Origin of the sequence: Mycobacterium attenuatum (assembly GCF_900566085.1) — a bacterium.
GTDB lineage: Bacteria > Actinomycetota > Actinomycetes > Mycobacteriales > Mycobacteriaceae > Mycobacterium > Mycobacterium attenuatum.
The window spans coordinates 107601-129580 of sequence record NZ_UPHT01000119.1 but is presented as its reverse complement, the minus strand read 5'-3'; the positions used below and the strand labels follow the sequence as shown (position 1 = coordinate 129580).

General features: G+C 65.7%; 15 protein-coding genes and 3 pseudogenes. 6 read left to right on the top strand and 12 right to left on the bottom strand.

The window, feature by feature from the left end; genetic code table 11:
* Positions 1–800: pseudogene (locus EET13_RS19670) on the bottom strand (hypothetical protein); the annotation flags it as partial.
* 1 nt (position 801) lies between these two features.
* Here EET13_RS19670 and EET13_RS32365 point away from each other — a divergent pair.
* Positions 802–930, top strand: coding sequence for a hypothetical protein (locus EET13_RS32365; RefSeq protein WP_280177884.1), 129 nt, complete (start codon positions 802–804; stop codon positions 928–930).
* Between the two features lie 86 nt (positions 931–1016).
* On the opposite strand, the gene EET13_RS19660 is transcribed toward EET13_RS32365, so the two are convergent.
* The 6 genes from EET13_RS19660 to EET13_RS19635 form a co-directional block, all read right to left on the bottom strand.
* On the bottom strand, positions 1017–2771 hold the full coding sequence (locus tag EET13_RS19660) for a PE family protein (RefSeq protein ID WP_122443843.1): 1755 nt from the start codon (positions 2769–2771) through the stop codon (positions 1017–1019).
* A gap of 120 nt (positions 2772–2891) precedes the next feature.
* A complete protein-coding gene (locus tag EET13_RS19655; protein WP_122443842.1) occupies positions 2892–4388 on the bottom strand; it encodes a class I adenylate-forming enzyme family protein in 1497 nt (498 codons plus the stop codon).
* Entirely contained in the window at positions 4385–5320 is a 936-nt protein-coding gene (locus EET13_RS19650) for an acyl-CoA dehydrogenase family protein (protein WP_122443841.1), read from the bottom strand. Before EET13_RS19650 ends, EET13_RS19655 begins: the two co-directional genes overlap by 4 nt.
* Positions 5317–6492 (bottom strand): acyl-CoA dehydrogenase family protein, encoded by a 1176-nt coding sequence (locus EET13_RS19645; protein ID WP_211189100.1) that lies wholly within the window; start codon positions 6490–6492, stop codon positions 5317–5319. Before EET13_RS19645 ends, EET13_RS19650 begins: the two co-directional genes overlap by 4 nt.
* Positions 6489–7595, bottom strand: coding sequence for an acyl-CoA dehydrogenase family protein (locus tag EET13_RS19640; protein ID WP_122443840.1), 1107 nt, complete (start codon positions 7593–7595; stop codon positions 6489–6491). The genes EET13_RS19645 and EET13_RS19640 overlap by 4 nt, the downstream gene beginning before the upstream one ends.
* On the bottom strand, positions 7592–8641 hold the full coding sequence (locus EET13_RS19635; RefSeq protein ID WP_122443839.1) for an acyl-CoA dehydrogenase family protein: 1050 nt from the start codon (positions 8639–8641) through the stop codon (positions 7592–7594). Before EET13_RS19635 ends, EET13_RS19640 begins: the two co-directional genes overlap by 4 nt.
* 84 nt (positions 8642–8725) lie before the next feature.
* Between EET13_RS19635 and EET13_RS19630 the strand changes: the two genes are divergently transcribed.
* The gene (locus EET13_RS19630) at positions 8726–9607 is read left to right on the top strand and encodes an LLM class flavin-dependent oxidoreductase (RefSeq protein ID WP_122443838.1); all 882 of its coding nucleotides are present in this window, start codon (positions 8726–8728) and stop codon (positions 9605–9607) included.
* Here the strand turns inward: EET13_RS19630 and EET13_RS19625 are convergent.
* The 5 genes from EET13_RS19625 to EET13_RS19605 form a co-directional block, all read right to left on the bottom strand.
* Complete coding sequence (locus EET13_RS19625; protein ID WP_122443837.1) at positions 9549–10289, bottom strand: SDR family oxidoreductase; 741 nt, start codon at positions 10287–10289, stop codon at positions 9549–9551. The genes EET13_RS19630 and EET13_RS19625 overlap by 59 nt on opposite strands.
* Before the next feature lie 5 nt (positions 10290–10294).
* A complete protein-coding gene (locus tag EET13_RS19620) occupies positions 10295–11116 on the bottom strand; it encodes a FadR/GntR family transcriptional regulator (RefSeq protein ID WP_122443836.1) in 822 nt (273 codons plus the stop codon).
* A gap of 161 nt (positions 11117–11277) precedes the next feature.
* On the bottom strand, positions 11278–14157 hold the full coding sequence (locus tag EET13_RS19615) for an MMPL/RND family transporter (protein WP_122443835.1): 2880 nt from the start codon (positions 14155–14157) through the stop codon (positions 11278–11280).
* Positions 14154–14630, bottom strand: a complete 477-nt coding sequence (locus tag EET13_RS19610) for an MmpS family transport accessory protein (RefSeq protein WP_122443834.1) — start codon at positions 14628–14630, stop codon at positions 14154–14156. The genes EET13_RS19615 and EET13_RS19610 overlap by 4 nt, the downstream gene beginning before the upstream one ends.
* 102 nt (positions 14631–14732) lie before the next feature.
* Positions 14733–15341, bottom strand: coding sequence for a TetR/AcrR family transcriptional regulator (locus EET13_RS19605; RefSeq protein ID WP_122443833.1), 609 nt, complete (start codon positions 15339–15341; stop codon positions 14733–14735).
* A 95-nt stretch (positions 15342–15436) separates the two neighbouring features.
* Between EET13_RS19605 and EET13_RS19600 the strand changes: the two genes are divergently transcribed.
* The 4 genes and pseudogenes from EET13_RS19600 to EET13_RS19585 all read left to right on the top strand — a co-directional run bounded on the left by EET13_RS19600 (position 15437) and on the right by EET13_RS19585 (position 21925).
* Complete coding sequence (locus EET13_RS19600; protein ID WP_122443832.1) at positions 15437–17836, top strand: CaiB/BaiF CoA-transferase family protein; 2400 nt, start codon at positions 15437–15439, stop codon at positions 17834–17836.
* 15 nt (positions 17837–17851) lie between these two features.
* Positions 17852–19009, top strand: a pseudogene (locus EET13_RS32890) (13E12 repeat family protein); the annotation flags it as partial.
* A gap of 206 nt (positions 19010–19215) precedes the next feature.
* The gene (locus tag EET13_RS19590; protein ID WP_122443856.1) at positions 19216–20343 is read left to right on the top strand and encodes an aromatic ring-hydroxylating oxygenase subunit alpha; all 1128 of its coding nucleotides are present in this window, start codon (positions 19216–19218) and stop codon (positions 20341–20343) included.
* Between the two features lies 1 nt (position 20344).
* A pseudogene (locus EET13_RS19585) lies at positions 20345–21925 on the top strand (AMP-binding protein).
* The last annotated feature ends 55 nt before the right edge of the window (positions 21926–21980 follow it).

The window sequence follows — 21980 nt, the reverse complement described above, 5'->3', positions numbered from 1 at the left end:
GGGGTGGGGGGCGATGCCTGCGCGGCCGGGGATTGGCGCGCGTGCGGGGATTCCGCCTGCGGGGGATCGGTGCAGGGCAGGTGTTGCGGTGCGTGCTCGTGCCGCACTTGCCCGGGATCGGCGAACTGCGTCGCTGGGGGTTCGGCGGTCGGCGGCGACGGGTGGGGTTGGACGTGTGCTAGCGGGGTTGCCGCGGCGGTCGCGGCAGCAGCGGCCAGTGCGCTGATCGCGGTGGCGACCGTCGAGACCCCGCCCGTGCTGACCGGGGCGGCCATGGCGGCGATCCCCGAACTCAGCCGGGCAGCCAGCGAGGACAGCCAGCCGCCGGTGCTAGCCCCGGCCCCGCCACCGACGCTGCCGCCGAAGGCGGGCAGGGGGCCGGCACCTGGCGGCAGCGGCACCGGCGCCGCGATGCCCGCTAGCGCGCCGGCCGCTGGTGGGGCTTGCCCCGGTGCTGCTGCTGCTGAGGCCGCGGCCTGCGGTGATATGTGCCGTATCAGCGGGCTAGCGCCGGTCAAGGCATCGAGCAGCGACGATGCTGAGGGGGCTGACGGTGATGGCGGCACGGTCGGATTCGGCGTGTGGGTGGTGGTGATGGCGGCGACCGCCTGGATGTGGCCGCTGTGGATTCCTGCGGCGGTGCGGGCCTCGGCGCAGTCTTCACGGCTGGGGTAGAGCCCCACCTTGGTCAGGGCCTGCGGGTGGTTGGCTTGCTGGACGACGTTGGTCAGTACCGCGTTTCCGCCGTGGCCGTTGACGACGATCAGCCCGGCGATGTTCTGGCGTGCCAACGATTCGATGATGTCAGCGACGATCGCGGCCAGCGTGGTGGCGCTGATGCTGATCGTGCCCGGGGTAGGCGGCGTGTTCGTGGGAGCAGCCGAACGCGACCGGCGGAAGCTGAAACACGTTGTGGTGCGGGATAATTGATGAGGCGATAGCGTTGGCGATATGTCAGCGCGCCCATCCGAAGATGGGCCGGTGTGCTTGCGGCACAACGGGATTGAGCGCTGCAGCTAGATAAGCTGACTGGTGACTCCCAAGAGCGACCTGAGTTGGAAACCAGCCAAGAGGGTGCCCAACGCGATGTCAGCCGCTATGGGAGCGCCGAACGCATAGACCAGCCCACCGGCGGGGTCGCCGTTGAGTGCCTGGTCCAACCCGCTGAGGAACAGGTTGACGTTGTACGACGGCACCGTGGTGAGGATTGCATTCGCGATGTCGGCGGTCGGAAGCAAAGCCGCGTAGGTGTTTGCAGCCGTCCTGGTAATGAAATTAGTGACAGTCGTGTTCGTTGACTGCAGGAAGTGGATGAACTCGGTCGGGGAGAACGCCGCCGGCGAGAGCCCGGACAGCAACGATGGTGCGCCCGCCGCGCCCAGTGGAGTCGCCAGCAGCGCGGGTAGGTCCGGAAAAGTCGCTATCCCGGCGCTGATGTCGTTCATGAACGCGCTGATTCCCTGCTGGGTTCCGATAGCCAAGTAGCCGGGTAGGGAAGTGGTGGCGCTGAGCGGTGGCAGCACTCCGAACGGTGTGGGCACATTCGGCGCCGAGGTCGACCAGCCATAGGCGGGATCCCCGTAGCCCCAGTTGACCAGATACCTCAGGTTCGGCTCGATCAAATCCGCGATCGGCTTACCGACGAATGGGATTGCCCGCACCGGGTCCACGAGCGGCAAATTATGGGTGGGAATCATGTAATAGCTGGTCGACGTCGGGCCCACCGTGTTGGTCAACGGAATAGCCGAAGCCAGCTGCTCGGGGGTGAGCGTCGCATACTGGCCGTGTAGGGATTGGATACCCAAGAAGGCGTTGAGGTCCGCCAGGATATTGATCGGGTATCGGGGAAAGTCGGCGGCGCCGTCGTATTCGATCGTGAAGATCTTGGTTGGGAAGGCATTGTCCGGCGTTGCGCCGTACATTTCGATCCCCAGGCTTGGGAGACTGAGCCCGACGAAACGCTCGAACAGACCTCCGTTGGGGTTCATCGGATTACCGACCAGCGAAAAGTTCAAATTATTGAAGTACGGGCTTCCGGCTGCCCCCGAATTGGTGGGATTCAACGACCGCATGACCAGTGATGCGATCATGGCGCTCTGCGATTCGCCCGACACGTTGACGGTGTTTCCGCTGGTCAGTAGCCCTGCGTAGGGGGGGTTTGTGCCGACGAGCGTGTTGGTCAGGATGGTGACGCCCTGAGCCACCGACACGTTGAGGGGCAAAGTCTTGATTCCGGTGTCGATATAGAACCCCTCGGGTGTGAAAAGGCTCTGTACGAAGTTCGGATCGACCGGGAAAAAGGGTGCGATGTACCTCGAGACGATGTTGTTGACAAAATCAATCGAAGGAATCGGGTTCCCACTGCCACCCATGACCAGGGTGTTCACCGCTGCCGCCGAGGGAACCGCGGACGTCAGGGGCGCGGCGCCGCCCAGCATCGCACGGACGGGTGAGCTGATGGCGGCCAGCGCCTCCGTCACCGTGGCTGCATTAGCAGCCTCGGCCTGCGCGTAGGAAGTGGCCGCTGTGGCCAATGCCTGTGCGAACGCGTCGTGAAACGCGCCAGCTTGCGTCATGACGGCTTGGCATTCCTGGCCGTACGCCCGGAACAGGCTTGCGATGAGTTCCGAAACCTCGTCGCGCGCCGCAGCTATCACCCCGGTTGTCGAGGCCACCGTGGCCGCGTTGGCGGAGCCGATCGCCGAGCGGATTTCCGCCACAGATGCCGCAGCGGCCGTCAAGGTGTCCGGCTGCGTGATCATGTAGGTCATCGGACCGTCCTTCTCAACGATGAGGGCCGGAAGCGTTACCAGTGAGCGTAGAGCGGGTCGCACCGGTGTGTCCGGCGTTTATGCCTCCGCATTTCCGGTCGCGTCCACTGTTTGCGAAGCTCAGCCGCCCCGGGCGGCGATCATGGCCGAGCGATTGACCTTGGTAGCCGCCGTGCGGGGAATCCGATCGACGAATTCCACCGTCTTGGGCACCTTGTAGGGGGCGAGCCGGTTCTTGGCGTAATCAATCACCTGTTCTTCGGTCAGCGGCGCCGCGGCTTGCACTACGGCATGGACCCGGCGTCCCCAGTGCGGGTCCGAGATGCCGATGACCACGACGTCGGCGATGTCGGGGTGCCCCGCCAGCGCGGACTCGACCTCGGCGGGAAAGACGTTGGCGCCGCCGGTGATGATCATGTCGGCGCGACGGTCGGTGATGTATAGGTAGCCATCCTCGTCTAGGTGACCGATGTCGCCGGCGGACCGAAACCCGTCTTCGGTCGACGGAAGTGGCGGCGCGCCACCAAGATAGCGGTATCCCGCGCTCATCGGCGCGCGCAAATACACCTCGCCCTGCTCGCCGGGGCACAGTGGCTGCTGATCGGCGTCCAGGATGCGGATCTCGGTGTCCCGGAAGCCGCGGCCGACGCTGCCCTGATGCGTCAGCCATTCGTCGCCGCGCAGGGCGGTGAGCCCGAGATTTTCGGTCATGCCGTAGGCCATCACAATCTGTTCCGGGCTCAGTAACTCGAACCAGGTGTGCAGCAGCGTGGGCGGCATTACGGCGGCGCCCTGCAAGATGAAGTCGATGCTGGACAAGTCGCGCCGACTAATGTCGGAGACCGCGGCGATGCGCTTGAGCATGGTCGGGGTGGCCGTGAAGTTGGTGATCCGGTATTGCTCGACCGTGTCGACCACCCGCGCGGCATCGAACTTTTCCAGCACCACCAAATGATCGCCGCCCAACAGGAAGTGCAGGGTGGCAAAGCCGTTGGTGTGGTACATCGGCGCGGGCACCAGGATGGTCTGCGGCTGAGCCACCGATGTCCATGCCGACAAGAACGGCTCGCTGTGCTGAGGCGTCCACAGCGACGGCGCCAGGTTGAGGATCACCTTGGGCACACCGGTTGACCCGCTGCTGCAAATTCCATGGGCAGTGGGTGAAACAGCTTCGGGCAGTGGGCTTTCCGACTCGACGGTGGCGCGCACTTCCAGTTCCCAGCGGCTCCTCTCGTCGATCACCACGGCGGCGTCGATCACGTCCAGCACCCGGTTTCGCTCCCACTCGGGTAGGTCCCAGTGCATGGGAACGGGAACCGCACCGATCTTCCAGCAGCCCAGTACGGTCAGTATGAGGTGCACCGAATTGGGGATCGCGATGGCGACCAGAGAACCGATCTGGGCGCCACTCGCGTCCAGCGCCCGCGCCCATTGATTGGCCCGGGCGTCGAGTTCGGCAAAGGTCAGCGTGCGGGTGCTGCCGTCGGGCGCGACGGTGGTCAGGGCCGCGTCGTCGCTTCGCTGCTCGGCCAGATCCTGCAGTCTGGTTCCGAATGGGATGCCGTCGGCCAGCGGGTTCGGGGTGGCCGAGGATCCGATGGGTTGGGCGCGGCTCATGCCGGCACCGGCCCGGTGCAGAGCGTCTCCAGATAGCCGTCACGGACATCGGAGATCAGGCGCCGGCTGAGTGCTTCGGTGCTCAACGGCAACCGGATCAGCGGTTGGGTGTGCCGGTCCAGCACGCTGATGTCGGACTCGTCGCAGAAGCCCAGCGCGCCGAGCAGTTGGTGCGAGGTGCGCAGCACCTGCCGCGCGGTGTCGGCGGCCTTGAGCCGCAGCACCAGTGCGTCGGCCGAACCCACTAGCGGCGCAGTCGATTGCGATCGGCTCACGGTGTGCTTGGCGAGTTCGAAAAGCCCGCGGGCCGCGACTGACGCATCGGCGACGGCGAACCTGACGGCCTGGAAATCGGCCAGCGGCCTGCCGAACTGAATGCGGCTCCGCACGTGGTCCGTGGCGATGTTCAGCGACTGCTGTACCGCTCCCAGCATCCGCCACGATCCCAGCACAAGGTGAAGGTTAACGTCGCTGTCCGGCACGGTTCCGTCGGGCGCGCCCAGGGTGGCCGGCACCAGAAACGGCCCCAGTTTGGCGGCGGTGCGCGATGCCGGTTGCACCGGATAACGAGTGCCGTCGAGGTCGGTGGCGATCCAGTCACCGGGCAAGTCGCCGTGGTCGACGCGGGGTGCTTGCGGATTCACCAGCGCCAGGCGGGCGCCGTCGATGGCCAACAGCTCTTCGACGACTGGATAGGGTAGCGCGGCGGCGCCGGCGGCCTGGCACAGCACCGCGGCGGCCAGCAGATCGTCAGGCGCGGATCGCACGTCGAGCTCGAATGCACCCAGCTGCGCCAAAGCCTCGCGCGCCGTGTAGCGAACGGTGTCGTCGGTCTCGGCCCGCAGCGCCGCCGGCGGGCCGCCGACCCGCGCGAGCCGTTTGGCCGCGACGGCGGCGAAGTCGGTAATAGCCTGCGGCAGTTCGGTATTCATCGGTTTTCCCCCAAGACGTCTCGTGCCACGAGCATGCGCTGTACTTCGATGGTGCCCGACGCCACGGTGGCCGCCTGCGCGTAGCGCCAGTGATCTTCGATCGCGCCGTGCAGCGGGGCCGTGACACCGCTGTCCAGCGCCGCCGGGCCCAGCACGTCGAAAAGCAGCTCGGCGACCTGTTGATCGCAGGTGGTGGTCGCGATGCGGGCGGCACTGGCCGCCGCACCCGCCTGCGGGTCGTCCTGCAGCGACACCGCGCGATAGGCCAGCAGTCTGGCCACCCGTAAGTCGACAAGCGCGCGAACCCAGCGGACGCGAATCGATTCGGGCAGCCGGTCCCATTCGTCGCCGAGTTCGGTGCGCAGCCGGTGCAGCAACGATTCGCAGCGCGCGTAACGGGCTATGCCCACGCGTTCGAAGGCCAACGCCTCCCTCATGATTCGCCAACCGTCGCCGGGCTCGCCGAGCACGTCGCCGGGGAAGGCAGGTACGCCGTCGAGAAACATCTCGTTGAGGTGATGCGGGCCCAGCATCGACGGAATCGGCCGAACGGTGATGCCGGGCCGGTCCATCGGGATCAGAAACAGAGTGAGCCGCTTGGGTTTAGGAGCATCCGGGTGTGTACAGGCCGCCAGCACGCACCAGGAGGCCATCTGGGCATACGACGTCCACACTTTCTGGCCGGTAATGCGCCAGCCTGTTCCGTTCAGGCCGTTCGGGCCGTCCGGGAGGGCGCGGGTGCGCAGCGAGGCAAGATCTGTTCCGGCCTCCGGTTCGGAAAAACCTTGGCACCACACCACTTCGCCCGCCGCGATCGCCGAGAGGTGCTTGGCCTTCTGCGCCGCCGTTCCGTGTCGCATGATCGCCGGGCCTACCCAGTTGATGCCCATATACTGAGGACCGCGCGGCTCGTGGTGGGCCCACATCTCTTCGCGCAGCACGGTCTGTTGCCAGATCGAACCTCCGCCGCCGCCATGCTCTTTCGGCCACGCCAGCGCCAGCAGTCCCTCGGCGGCCAGGAGTTTGCAGAACGACTCGGTGGTGGCCAGGTCTTGGGGGTCGTCGGTGCAGGCACCGAGGAAGCCGGCCGGCACGTGGTTGGCGATCAACTGCCGCAGCCGGGTTCGCAGTTCAGCGGCGTCATCGCCGAGGTCGTAATCCATCGTCGTCATCCCTTCGGCAGCCCGAGCAGCCGCTCGGCGATGATGTTGCGCTGGACCTCGGAGGTTCCGCCGTAGATGGTCGCGGCAAGCGCATCCTGGCGTTCGAAGAGCAGGTCGGCGTCACCGGTCGAAGCCGGGCCCGCAGCCGCCGCGCTCAGATCCCAAACACGTTGCAGGGTGACCGATCCGAGCAGCTTGAGGATGTCGGCCTCGGGGGTGGGCCGGCCGGTGAGTTCGTTGTTCAGGGCGCGGTAGCCGGTGGCCCGCAGTGCCTCGGCATCGGCCAGTAGCGAGCCCAGTTCGGCGTAGTTGCCGGGGTCGCGGGTGCCGCGTACCGAGTCGAGGCCGCGTTTGATCTCGACCCAGTTCATGATCCAGATCATCTGGCGCTCATGATGCAACGACGCCAACGCCACCTTCCAGCCGCCGTTGCAGGGACCCAGCAGGTTGTCGACCGGGACTTCGACGTCGTCGAGGAAGACCTCGCAGAACGTCTCGTCGGACGCCGACGCCATCCGGATGGGTTCGACACGCACCCCGGGCGAGTGCAGGTCGAGGATGAGACACGAGATGCCGCGGTGTTTCGGCGCATCCGGGTCGGTTCGGGCATACAGGGTGCACCACCGCGACTCATGGGCCTGCGTCGTCCAGATCTTGTGGCCGTTGACCCGGAACAGATCTCCATCGCGCTCGGCGCGAGTGCGCAGGCCGGCGAAGTCCGACCCGGCCTCCGGTTCGGACATGCCCAGCGCCCACCACTCGTCACCGCGCAGCAGCGGAACCAGCAGCCGGTCGGTCTGCTCGGGTGTGCCGAATTGCCGGATGCCGGGTGCGGCGACGTTGGGTCCGGCGATGTTGGGCAGTTTGGGGGCAGAGCGCAGCGCGGCCTGGATCCGGATTTCCATCGCATCGCGCAGGTTCAGCGAACGGCCACCATGCTCGCGGGGCCAGGTGGGTTGGATCCACCCCGCCTCGAAGGCGGCCCGCTGATACTCGCGTCGCAACCGAATGTCCCAGCGGTACTGGCGATATCGCTCGTAGTAGTCGTCGGGCAGGAACTCGGTCAGCCACTCGGCAAACTCTTCGACCGGCGCCGTCAGGGAAGTCGTCATGCCGCACCGCCTGCGAAGCGCCGGCCCACCTCGTGGTACAGCGCGCGGCTGTCGCCCAGCATCGCGGCGCCCTGCCAGGCATGCCGGACATAGAGGTGGATGTCGTGTTCCCAGGTCTGGGCCAGGGCGCCGTGCACCTGGACGGCGGTGCGCGCACAGCGGGTCGCGGCCTCGCCGGCCGCGGCCTTGGCCAGCGCGGCCGCGGCCCAGGTGACGTCGGGGTCGGCTGCCGCCGCGTAGGTCAGGCTGCGGGCGCGTTCGATGCTGACGTAGTTGTCGGCCAGCGCGTGCTTGATTGCCTGGAACGCGCCGATCGGCTTGCCGAACTGGTGTCGGGTCTTGGCGTGTTCGACGGCGCGGTGCAGCACCGCGCTCGCCACTCCGACCAGGTCGGCAGCGGCGGCGATCAGCGGTGTCGTCAGCACCGGTTCGATGCCGGCGACCGGTGCGGTGGCTACCGCGGGCGTGTCGATCTCGACGTCGGCGACGGGTTGTGCGGGATCGGTCGACTCTCGGGGTTGGATGACCGCCCCGTCGCCGACGCGCGCGACGGCCGCCACCGGGCCCTGGTCCCACGTCGCCAGCGTGACGATCAGCTCGGCCCGAACCACATTGGGCACCGCGACGGCATGGCCGCGCAGGCGTCCGTCGTGCAGCGTCATGGGTGGCCGCGGCAGCCGGTTTCCGGGGGAGTGGACGGCCAGCGTTGCGACGACACCTCCGGCGATCTTGGCCAGCACATCGTCGAGACGGCAGGCCCGCAAAACGCCCGCGGCCAGGCCGACGCTGCTCAACAACGGGATCGGGGCGATGGCCGCGCCGCATTCTTCGAGCACCAGCACCAGCTCGACGGGGCCGAAGTCGCCGGCCGAATCGGCCACGGCGAGTTCGGTCCAGCCAAGCCCGACGACCGTCTTCCACAGCGCGCGCCAGCGCTCGGGATCGGTGATTGCCTGCCGGGCGACGTCGGGTGGGCACTCGGCGCGCAGGATGTCGCGCACGGTGTCTCGCAGCGCCAGCTGCTCTGAAGTCAGACCGACATCCATAACACCCCTAACATAATAAAAATAGTAAACTAGGCGATCCGGCGCAATCACGCTGGACACTGCCGGACACGCATGGGTGGGCATATGGTCGAGTGGTATCTGTTCCTGCCGCAGGTGCGGTTGCCGGTGACAGATTTCGTGGAGCGGGCGCGGCAGGCCGAAGCCAGTGGGTTCGAGGGTGTGGCGTTCATCGATCATCTCGAGGCTCCCGGGCAGCCCGCTGAAAACATCTGGGAGGCAATGACGGTCGCCACCTGGGTGGCGGCCAGGACGCAGCGGCTGCGCATCGGCCACCTGGTGCTCTGCGATGCGTTCCGGCATCCAGCCGTTCTGGCCAAACAGGCGGTGACGCTGTCAGCGGCGTCGGATGGCAGGTTCGAGCTCGGCATCGGTTCGGGATCGTGGCCCGCGGAGTTCGCCAGATTCGATGTCGGTCAGCAGGATCCGGTGGCCCGCGTCGAGCAACTGCAGCGCCACCTAGCACTGATCACGCAGTACTGGGCGAACGGGGAGCAAGCCCAGTCGCCCAGTCCGGCGCACCCGATACCGCTGATCCTGGGCGGCAGCGGGCGCCGGATGATGGAACTGGTTCGCAAATACGCGGATTGGTGGAACCTGCAGGCCAACCACCTCGACCGGTTGTCCCGCCTGGCCCCGGCTGCGGGATCGGCGCGGATCTCCGTGCAGCAGATGGTGGGCTTTGTCCGGGCGGGAGCCGATCCGGATGCGGTACGCCAGGTGAGCGCCCGGCGATTCGGCTATCTCGGGCCGGGGCTGGTATGCGGTAACGCCGACGAATTGATTGAGCACTTCGTCGGCCTGGCCGCGCAACGGGTCGAGCGTTTCTACGTGTGGTTCGCCGACTTCGCCGCGCCGGATTCGATGGCCGAGTTCGGCGAGTCGGTGATCAAGGGTTTTCCGCAGATCTGGGAGACTTCAGCCCCGCGCGACGGCGGGCCTCGGTAGGCACCACCGGTGGCCGGGCGAACGGACCGCGCCGCACCGCGCTGAGTCGGATCTCCGGCAGGTCGACGGACGAGTCGACGGTATCGAGCCAGGCCACCGTTTCGGCGATGTCGGACACCTGGATCGCGTACATCTCGAACGGAACATCCTGCAGCATCTCGGTTTCCACGGGTCCCGGGGTCACCAGGTGGACGCTGATGCCGTCGCGATCGACCTCGAGCGCCAGCGCGCGCGCAAAGGCGTTCATGCCGGCCTTCGATGCCGAGTACGCGGTTCGGGCCGGCATCGGCTCGTGCGCGGCCGACGAGGAGATGAAGACCAACCGGGAACCTGGCCCCATGCGGGGCAGCACCGCGGAGGTCACCACAAAACAGGAATCCAGATTGGCCGAGATGATCGTGCGCCACTGCTCGAAGGTCTGCTTGCGCGCATAGGTGCCGCCCAGCGTTCCGGCCGCGTGCACGACGAGATCGATGGTGTCGAGTTGACTTATGGCGGCGGCGAATCCGGCTGGCTCGGACACGTCGGCGACAATGTAGCGCGCGCCGATCTCCGCGGCTGCCGCCCGCAGCGGGCCTTCGCGGCGCGCCACCAACACCACGTCGTAACCCAGCTCGCAAAGCTTGCTGGCGCACCCTTTACCGATTCCACCGCTGCCGCCGGTGACTAACGCGGTTCGCACCGGATTCAGGGGCGCCTGATGTCCCGCGGGCGTGACAGCGCCTGCGGTGACAGCGCATAGATCCGTTGTTCACCACCACCGGACAACACGTAAGTCTGGGTATCGGCGAGGTGTCGGCCCGCGATGCGCCGGGCCCGGTCGACATCTCCCTCGGCAATCGTCTCGGCCAGCTTGATGTGGGTGTTGAGGACCGCGCGCCGTTTGGCCAACGAGGGGTAGGTGCCCCGCGCCGCGCTCTCGTCGGCCCATCGTTGTTCATGGCTGGTCCACAGCGTCTCCAGGCTGCCGACGACCGCGATAATGGTGTGGTTCCCGCAGCCGCGGACGATGAGATCGTGGAAGCGGCGGCCGATTTCGGTGAACTGCCGCCCGTCGTCGAGATGCTCGGCCATGGCATCGTTGATCTGCTTGAGCTCGGGCACCAAAGTATCTGCGCGGTCTGGTCGTTGAGCCGCCAGTGCGGCGCAGGCAGGCTCGAGCTCCTGCAGCGCCGCACCCAGGTCGCTGACGGCGACGGACTCGCTTTGCAGCAGCAGGCCGAGCATGTAGGCGGCGCTGGTCTTGGCCGGCGCATGCACGACGGCCCCGCCGCGGTTACCGCGGCGAACCGACACCAAGCCCTCGGTCTCCAAGATCCGCAACGCCTCCCGCAGCGAGACAAGGCTGACATTGAACTGTTCGACCAGCACCTCCTGGCGCGGCAACAGATCACCGTCGGCCAGTTCGCCGTCAATGATCTGGCGGCGCAACTCATCGGCTACGATTTCGGCGATCCGCGGCGCAGATAGCCTGCGTCGGGCATCAGGGCCAGTTCCCAGGGTGGTCATCCGATCCTCGATAGAACAAGCAGGGGCGCTGACCCCGCCAACTCGACTTGCGTTGTCTATCTTAGCAGTAATGGCATAAATAGCATCTCATTGGCGGGGTGAGCCGTTGGTGCTGCTCCGCCGTATGCCGAATTGCCTACAACGCCAACGCAATTCCTCGGTCAGTCGCTCTTCTCCGGTTGCCGCAGCAGCAGCTGACGAACCAGCGGACGCGGTCCATACGGCCGAAGCATCCTGCTGGCGGGGCGGGGGCGCACGCGCTGCGGCCACCAGAACCAGCGTCCGAGGAGCGCCGCGACGGACGGCGTCATGAATGCCCGCACGATCAGTGTGTCGAAGAGCAGGCCCAGGCCGATGGTGGTCCCTATCTGGCCGAGCACCCGCAAGTCGCCGAACACGAACGACGACATGGTGGCTGCAAATACCAGACCCGCAGCGGTGACCACCCCGCCGGTACTGGCCATGGCGCGGATGGTGCCGGTCTTCAATCCGGCGCCGATTTCCTCCCTGAAGCGAGAGATCAGCAGCAGGTTGTAGTCGGATCCCACCGCCAGGAGCAGGATGACGGCCAGCGCGAGCACTATCCAGTACAGGCGGATTCCCAGGATGTCTTGCCAAACCAGCACGGACAGACCGAAAGACGCCCCCAGCGACAACGCGACGGTGCCCACGATGACGATCGCGGCGATCAGACTGCGGGTCAGCGTCATCATGATGAGCAGAATCAGGCTCAGCGCGGCGATTGCGACGATTATGAGGTCGTACTTGGCGCCGTCCTGGATGTCCTTGTAGGTTGCCGCGGTGCCGGCGAGATAGATCTTGGCGTCGGCCAGCGGCGTTCCTTTGACGGCCTCGTGTGCCGCCTTTCGTATCGGATCGATATGCGAGATGCCTTCCGGGGTCGCGGGATCACCTTCGTGGGAGATGATCATGCGGGCCGCCTTGCCGTCCGGGGAGAGAAACAGTTTCAGGCCGCGCTTGAAATCGGGATTGTTGAAGGCCTCCGGCGGCAGGTAGAACGAGTCGTCGTTCTTGGCGGCATCGAAGGCTCGTCCCATCGCCGTGGCGTTCTCCACCAGCGCCGCCGTCTGGCTGTAGATCCCCGACATCGTGGCGTAGTTGGACAGCGCCAGTTCCCGGTTTGTCTGCTGACTGGCGATCTGCTCCGGTATCAGCGCCACCAGCTGCGGCTGGATGGCATCGAGTTTGTCCAACGTCGCCGTGAGGTCCACGAAGCGCTCGCTGAGCTGGTCGATACCGTCGAGCGCGTCGAAAACCGATCTCAATGCCCAACATATCGGTATGTCGAAACAGTGCTTCTCCCAATAGAAGTAACTGCGCAGCGGTCGCCAGAAATCGTCGAAGTTCGCGATCTTGTCGCGTAGGTCGTTGATGGTGGCGATCGTGTCGTGAAAGCTTTGGGTCTCGGCGTGGGTGGCGGCGGCGAGTTCTTGCTGGAGGGCATACTGGCGCTGCAAGATGGCGATCGTCTTCCCCAGCTCGTCAGCTTGCCTGAGCAGATCGGCCGCGCGGTCTTGCTGATAGGACAGGTTCATCACTTGGCCGACGCTTTGCATGCTGACCTGAAACGGCACCGAGCTGTGGTCTATGGGTGTGCCCAACGGCCTGGTGATGGATTGCACCTGGGCGATACCGGGGATGTGGAAGACGCCCCTGGCCACCCGGTCCAAGACGATCATGTCGGCCGGATTGCGCATATCGTGGTCGGTTTCGATCATCAGCAGTTCGGGGTTGAGCCGCGCGGGCGAGAAATGCCGCTCGGCGGCGGTGTAGCCGATATTCGCCGGGGCGGTTGCGGGCATGTAGGGGCGGATGTCATAGCTCGTCCGGTATCCCGGCAAGGCCAGCAGGCCGACAATGGCCACGGCGCACGTCGCCGCAAGAATCGGCCCGGGCCAGCGGACGATGGCCGTGCCGATACGCCGCCATCCCCGGGTCCGCATAGCACGTTTGGGTTCGAACAGACCGAAGTGACTGCCCAGGGTCAGCACGGCCGGGGCCAGGGTCAGTGAGGCGGCCAGCGCGACCAGGATGCCGATTGCCGCGGGAACACCCAGGGTCTGAAAATACGGTAGTCGGGTAAAGGTCAGGCAATACACCGCGCCGACGATGGTCAGGCCCGAGCCCAGCACCACATGAGCGGTTCCACGAAACATGGTGTAGAAGGCCGCTTCTCGGTCCTGTCCGCCGTGCCGTGCTTCGTGATATCGGCCGAGGACGAAGATCGCGTAGTCGGTGCCGGCGGCAATCGCCAGCAGCGTAAGCAGATTGGTCGAATACGTCGAAAGTCCGATGATCCCGCTGTTTCCCAGGAAGGCGACGACGCCCCGGGCCGCGGCCAACTGGATGAGGACCGTGAGCAGCACCAGGATGGTGGTGACCACCGAGCGGTAGACCACAAACAGCATCACCGCGATCACCAGGAAAGTTATCGCAGTGACCTTTAACGTGCCCTTGCTGCCCACCTGAAACTGGTCCGCGATGAGCGGTGCCGCGCCGGTCACATAGGCCTTGATACCGGGCGGCGGCGGCGTCTGCGCCACGATGTTGCGCACCGCGTCGACTGAGGCGATCGACAACGCCTCACCTTGATTGCCGGCCAGATATACCTGGACATATGCGGCTTTGCCGTCGGTGCTCTGCGAGCCCGCTGCCGTCAGCGGATCCCCCCAGAAATTTTGGACGTGCTGAACATGCTTGGTGTCCTGCGAGAGCCGCTGGATCAGCGTGTCGTAATAGCGGTGGGCCGCGGCGTCAAGCGGCTTGTCGCCTTCCAGCACGATCATGGCTGCGCTGTCGGAGTCGAACTCGCGGAACACTTTTCCGATCCGCTTCATCGCCTGCATCGACGGCGCATCGGAGGCGATCAACGCGACGTTGTGGGCCTTGCCCACCTCTTCCAATTTCGGCACGGCCACATTGGTCAGGACGGCAAGACCGACCCAGAACAGCAGGATCGGCACCGAAAGCCGCCGAATGGTATGCGCCACGGATGGCCGGGCAGCGGGCTCGGTGCTCATGAGGACTTGTCCAGACAGTAGGTGTAGGCGTTCACTTCGTGGACGGTCCTTTCGTCTTTGACGACACCGTTGACGGTGATCCGGCAGCCGATCGAGGAGCTATTGCCCTGTGCCACCACGTTGGCGAAGACGGCGGGTTGCGTCGTCGTGATGGTGAATGACCACGGCAGGGTCACGTCGTCAACTCGTTGTGGCACAGCGTCGACGTCGAGGTAGTTGATTGTCGCCACAGTCCCGGGCGCGCCGAAAACTTCGAGGACCACCTCTTTGGGGTTGAACGGGATGATCTCGTTTGAGATGCCACCGGTGGCCGAAGTGGTGTTGTGAGAACCGAAGATCCCGTGCAAGCGATAGACGCTGAAACCCGCGGCCACGATCACCGCTATTGCGACGAGCAGCATCCAGCCCCGACTTACCGCCTTGGCGAGCGAAATCGGGGCAATCTTTCCGGCGCTTCGGGCGCGGATCGACATGCCATGACGGTACGGTACCGGACCGGACACTTCAAGAGCGGGGCGAGATCGGTTCGACATCTCGCGTTGAGTCGGGGTGACTGAGGGAATTGGCTGAGGGGTTTACCGGATGGGCCTTGTGAGGCTGGGCAGGACGACATTGTCGACCAGGGCCTGCACGGTGTGCGGGGTGGGTGGTCGGCTGGGGATGATGTGGCGGAAGACGAGGTAGCCGGGCAGCAAGTCCCAGAGTTCGTCGTCGATGGCCGCGGCGTCGATCTCACCACGGTCGACGGCCTGGTGCAGGATGTGGTGCATCAGCGCTTTGCGGTGCTCGAAGAACCCGTGTTGCATGGCATCGCTGAGCGCCGGATTGCGCGACACCTCGACCAGCACCGCGCGGATGGTGCTGGTGTGCTGCCGGGCCTGCTCGCAGATCACTTCGCCCAGTTGCAGCAAATCGCCGCGCAGCGTGCCTGTTTCCGGCGGTACCGCGACCTGGCGGATGCCCTCGATGAACGCGGCCAGCACCAGTTCGGCTTTCGACGGCCAGCGCCGGTACACCGTGGCTTTGCTGGCACGGGCAGTGGCCGCGACCGCATCCACCGTCAACCGGTCATAGCCGTGCTCTTGCAGCAGCTGCAACGTCACGGCAAGCAACTCAGTCTCCCGGGTCGACCATGATGCGGGCTCCGGGGAGCGATCGGCAGTTGGGGTCACAGCGCCCACGATAGAGGCCTTACGGTAGTACAGACCAGTACCGTACTGTCGCGGTGCCTGGACTGGGCTCTCCGGAGGGGCGCCACACGATCTCCAGCCGGGAAATTATGCTCGGCAGCGTGACTCAACGGTCCAATCGGCGGCCGACGCCGCTCCACGAGTTGCGAGTCGTCGAGGTCAGTGACCGCATCGCCGGGAGCTACTGTGGCAAATTGTTGGTCGACGCCGGTGCGCAGGTGCGCAAAATCGAACCGCCGCAAGGGGATCCGCTGCGCCGCTACTCGCCCAGCTGTGCACCGGTGCCCGACGAATCGGCGGCCTCGCCGTTGTACTGCTACCTCAATGCCGGCAAGCAGAGCCTGACCCTGGCGCCGGATTCGCAGCGGTACCGTTCCGAGCTCGCCGCCGCCGACGTCGTGATCGCTACCTGCGGTCGGTCACAGGCGCCGGCCCTGGGCATTGACCCCCCGCGGCTGCTGGCCGAGGCTGCGCAGGCGGTTGTGATCACGATTTCCGATTTCGGCTGGACCGGTCCGTTCGCCGACCGCACCGCCACCGAGTTCACCCTGCAAGCGTGGGCGGGCTCACCCGGCTTTCGCGGTGATCCCGCCGGGCCGCCCATCTCGATCGGCGGCGACGTGGGTGAATACATGGGTGGTGTGTTCGCCGCGTTCGGCGCCCTGGCCGTGCGCCGCCGCGTCGAACACGGCGGCCCGGGCGAGCATCTGGATCTGTCCATGCTCGAGGCGATGAGCCTGATGCAGAGCAGCGAATGGCTGCATTCGCAGCTGCTGCAGGTTCCACCGGTCCGCCGCACCCTCGAAGTGCCCTCGATCGAACCCGCCAGGGACGGCTACGTCGGGATCACCATGGTCACCGGCCAGCAGTGGCTCGACTTTATTGCGATGGTGGAATGCCCTCAGCTCGAGGAGATTTCGCAGCTGCGGTTCCAAATCGGCCGCTGGGAATACCGAGACCTCATCCGCGAATCGATCCGTCCATGGATGGCCGAGCGGACCGTCGAGGAGATCGTCGCGCTGGGTCAGTTGTTCCGGTTGCCGATCGCGGCGTTGGGGAATGGTGCCACCGTCCGCGATATGGAGTACGTGACCGAGCGCGGGGTGTTCGTCGACAACCCCGCCGGCTTTCACCAGCCGCGCCCGCCGTGGGTGATGTCGCGGTGCGCGCCGGCGCCGGTACGCCGTACTGCTGAGCTCGGCGTTGATAACGACGAATCACCATGGCGCGCGCGCGAATCCGCATCTGATCCGGTGCCGGTCGGGCTGCCGTTGGACGGTGTTCGGGTGATCGATCTGACCGCCTTCTGGGCCGGGCCGGCCGCGACCCATCTGCTGGCGGCCTTCGGCGCCGACGTGGTCAAGGTGGAGTCGATCCAGCGCCCGGACGGCATTCGTTACTCGGGGGGCATGCGCACCGATGTGGACGACTGGTGGGAGTACGGCTGGGTCTTCCATGCGATGAACACCAACAAGCGTTCGATCACATTGGATTTGGGCTCCGAAGATGGACGCCGGTTGTTCCTGGCGCTGGCCGCGGATGCCGACGTGGTGATCGAGAACTTCTCGCCGCGCGTAATGGAGCATTTCGGGTTCACGGCCGAGGTGCTGTTGAAGGCGAACCCCCGACTCGTGGTCGCCCGCATGCCGGCCTTCGGATTGACGGGGCCGTGGCGTGACCGGGTCGGCTTCGCGCCCACCATGGAGCAGATCGGCGGCCTGACGTGGGTGACCGGATTGCCGGAGGAGCCGCCGGTGACCCCGCGCGGCGCGTGCGATCCGCTGGCCGGCGTGCACGCGGCGTTCGCGGTGCTGGCCGCACTGAACTTCGCCGAACGTAGCGGGGTCGGCCAGCAGGTCGAGCTGCCGATGGTCGAGTCGGTGTTGAATACCACCGCAATTCAGCCGATCGAGCACGAGGTCTACGGCGTCACGCTCAACCGTCGAGGCAACCGGGGTTTCGGCGGGGCGTTACAGAACATCTACCGGTGCTCCGGCGAGGACGACTGGATTGCGGTCAGCATTCGTGACGACCGCGACTGGAGTGCGCTGGTCGAGTTGATGGAGCGACCGTACTGGTGCGACGAGTCGCTGTCGACTACGGCGTTGCGGCGCGAGCGGGCCGACGAGATCGACGGCTGGCTACGGGACTGGTTTGCCGCGCAATCCCTGATGCCGACGGTGGAATCGCTTGCGGCTGCCTGCATTCCGGCTGCGCCGGTTGTCTCGCCGTCATTGGTCACCGAAAACCCGCAACTGTGTGACCGCGGGTACTTCGAGTCGCTGGTCCATTGCCGTATCGGGCAGGCCCTATATCCCACACCGCCTTTCGCGCTGCTGGCCGGCCAGCAGGAATGGTTGCGGCGCCCACCGCCGACGCTTGGCGAGCACAATGAAGAGATACTGCGTGAGCGGTGCGGGCTGGCCGACGAGGAACTTGCGCGGCTGGCGGCAAACGGTGTCATCGGGACTCGACCCAAGGGGCTGTAGGGCACTGCTGATCTGATCAGCCGCACCGAGGCCACTCGGCGCATCAACGCCGCCGCCGATCTGGGGCCGCGGCGCGGGCTGACCGGAGAACCGATCGCCCCGGTACTGGCCGGGGCCGCCGCCGCCCAACGCGAGGGAAAATCGGCGCCGAGCACATCGCGGTGATTCGCCGCTTTTGTCACCAATTGCCGGGCTGGGTCGATCAAGCCACCCGGGAGCGCGCCGAAGCTCAGTTGGCGCGCCACGGCGGCCAGGTTCGCCCCGAACAACTATCCGGGCTGGCCGCCACGATCGCTGATTGTCTCAATCCCGACGGCACCTACCGCGATGAGGACCGGGCGCGGCGCCGCGGCCTGACCTTAGGCAGCCGGCAAGCCGATGGCAACTCGGAGCTGAGCGCGCTGATCACCCCCGAACCGCGCGCCACCGTCGAGGCCGTGCTGGCCAACCCGGCCGCCCCGGGCATGGGCAACCCCGAATCCCAAACCCCCTGTGTGGACGGCACTCCCAGTCAAGGGGCCATCGACACCGACACCCGCTCAGCCACCAACGCAACCACGACGGCCTTACCGCCGGGCTGCGCGCCCTGTTGGCGTCGGGAGCGTTGGGTCGGCACAACGGCTTACCCGCCTCGATCATCGTGACCACCAGGATTGCCGAGCTGGAAGCCGCTGCCGGACAAGGACTGACCGGCGACGGCACCGTGCTGCCGATCAGTGATGTGATCCGGCTGGCCCCCCACGCCCGCCATTACCCGGTGGCTTTCGACAAGGGCAAAGCCTTAAGGCTGTATCACAGCAAACGGCTGGCTTCACCGGGTCAGCGAATCGTGTTGTCTGCCAAGGAGCGCGGGTGCAGCGCGCCAGCAGCGCGCCCGGTTGTGACGCCAAGGGCTACTTCTGACCCAACCGTCATTCCCCACGCCCAATCACCCAGCACCGACGTCAACCAACTCACCTTCGCCCTGCGGCGGCCACCACCCCGTGAGCCGACAACTGCTGGAGCACCCGCAAAAGCACCCACGGCGACACCAAATGGGTCCCTCCGGCCCATCTCGAGCGCGGCCAACCCCGCACGAACACGTTTCATTATGCCGAAAGCTCCTCCGCGCCGACGAAGCTGCGGACTCACCGTCATCGCGCAAATGGCGAAGCTCTGCCATCGCGAGGGTAACTTACGGCAAAGCCGTTGTGCGACAAGGATCCCGCCGGAGCCTCGGTGGAAGCCAGCCGGCGCAGCAATCCCGGGCACCACCGGCTACCCGCTATGTCCACGTTGACGTTCAATCCCTAAGATAGTAAAAATAGATCTAGTCGTCGAACCACGGTGAGTCAAACGCGGCCTGGTTGCCGCTCGGCCGCGTGGGAAACGGAGATCTCGTGACGCAGACCATTTCAGGCTCGGCTTCCGAATCGGCCCAGGATCCGTCGGAACGAGAGTTCGGTGCGAGCGGGATTGCGCTGTCGTCGTACCGGTTCCCGACGGGATGGTTCATCGTCGCGTTCGCCTCTGACCTGGCTCCCGGCGATGTCAAGCGTGCGCATTATTTCGGCGAGGAACTGGTGCTGTTCCGCACCGCTTCGGGGCGGGCGCACGTGCTGGACGCCTACTGTCAGCACCTGGGAGCGAACCTCGGTGTCGGCGGCACGGTGGAGGGCGAACACATCGTATGCCCCTGGCATGGCTGGCAATGGCGCGGTGACGGCACCAACGCGCTGATTCCCTACAGCAAGATCGGCTGCAAGAACAACGTCCGGATCCGCAGTTACCCCAGCATGGAGTGGTACGGCTTCATCCTGGTCTGGCACGAACGCCACGGCCGAGCGCCGTACTGGCAACCGCCGGTGCTGCCGGAGCTGGAAACCAACGAATACTACCCGCTGCACCCGCACAGTCGGATGCTCAACCGGGTCAAGGTGCATCCGCAGATGATCATCGAGAACGCCGCCGACCCGTATCACGTGCAGTACGTGCACAAGGCCGCCAACCCGGCCACCACCGCGTCGTTCGAGGTCTCCGGGCACCACCTGCACGCCACCGTGAACGCCCACTTCGGCGGCGGCCGACCCACGACCTGGTTGACCCCTAACGGCCCGATCGACGCCAAGATCGTCTACGACAACTATTCGCTGGGGTTGGGTCTCGTGCGCTTCCCGAACGAGCTGGTGGGCACGGTCCAAGTGACCGGACAGACACCGGTCGACGAGGACTACACCGACTACTTCTACACCCAGGCCTCCCTCCGCGAACCCGGTGACATCGGCGACGTGCCCATCGGCCGCGCCGCGAAGTTCCTTGCCCTACAGCAGGAAGTCATCAAACAGGACTTCTTCACCTGGGAGAACATGAAGTACTTGGACAAGCCGAACCTGGCGCCGGAAGAAGCGCACGACTATGCGGCCCTTCGACGCTGGGCGCACCGCTTCTACCCCGGGGCACAGCCCTCGGCCGAGGACTTCGGGTACACCGCCGAGGGCAAGCCCGACCCGGCGGCTGCGAAGGCGTGATGTGAGCAGGCCCCCGGGGCCCTCCGATTTCGGAGTCGATCGCTTCACCGTTGCCGATGTGCTCGACCGTCGCGCCATGCAGCATCCCGATCGGGTGATGCTGTCGGTAGCCGGCATCGACGTCACTTTCGAGGACGTGCGGCGGCGGTCCTGTGCTGCGGCGAGCATGCTGACCGGCCTCGGAGTCGGTCGCGGTGACACCGTGGCGCTGTTTACCGCAACGTGCCCGGAATGGATCTACTTCTGGCTGGGCGCGGCGCGAATCGGCGCCGTCAGCGCGGCGGTGAACGCGGCCAACAAGGGCGATTTCTTGCTGCATACCTTGCGGCTGTCGCGGGCCAAGGTCATACTCACCGACCCCGAGCGGCAACACCGCTTTGAGGACATCGCCGACCAGCTGGACACACTGAATCAAATCGTGGTCCTGGGAGATTCACTGAGTTCGGCACTGAGTCGCGATGCCGGCGGCACCCCGGACCGCAACCGCGGCGCCGCGGGGGTGGCATCGCTGTTCTTCACCTCCGGCACCACCGGGCCGTCGAAAGCCGTTGCCACGAGCTGGCATTACCTGTTCACGGTGGCCGCCACCGTGGCATCGGCCTGGCGATTCGGCCCGGGAGAGGTGCTCTGGACCGCGATGCCACTGTTTCATCTGAGCGCGGCGCCCATTGTGCTGGCCCCGATGCTGGTCGGCGGAACAACGTTGCTCGCCAACGAATTTCATCCTAGCGAGGTCTGAGACGACGTGCGCGCTCATGGCGCCGTCGGTTTCGTCGGCGCCGGCGCGATGGTGTCGATGCTGCAGAATCTCCCCCCGGATCCACGTGACGCCGAGCTGCCGTTGCGGTTCATCTCCGCCGCACCGATTAGCGCGGACGCCTACCGCGAGATCGAAAGGCGTTATGGCTGCCGCGTTGTCACGATGTACGGATTGACCGAGGCATTTCCCCTTACCGTCAAGGGCGTTGCCGACGACGGCGTTCCGGGGACATCGGGCAAGCCAAACCCGAATTTCGAGGTGCGCATCGTTGACGACACGGGCAACCCGGTACCGGCCGGAAAGGTTGGAGAGATCATCTGCCGGCCTCGATATCCGCACGTGATGAGCGAAGGGTACGTAGGGCACGAGGCGTCGGGCTTGCCGGTCCATCAACATCAGGACTGGTTTCATACCGGAGACCTGGGCAGCTTCGACAACGAACAGAACTTGACCTATGTGGACCGCATCAAGGATTCGCTACGCAGGCGCGGTGAGAACATTTCTTCGGTGGAAGTGGAGACCGTCGTGACAGGCCATCCGGCGGTGCTGGAGGCCGCGGCTGTCGGCGTGCCCAGCGACGTGGGTGAGGACGACATCCTGCTGCTCGTCACCATTCGCCCCGGTGCCGTCATCGACTGCGCGGAGTTGCTCGACTTTTGCGCTGACCGCATGCCTTACTTCTGCGTGCCGCGATTTGTGGAAACGGTCGATGAACTCCCGAAGAACGGAATCGGACGAATACGCAAAGATCTATTGCGTGCCAGGGGTTTAACACCGGCAGCATGGGATCGGGAAAGGCATGGCTACCAAGCCAGCCGATGAGTTAACGTAGTGTCACGTCAATCGGTCCCAACATTCCCGCGAGTGTGGCTGGAGA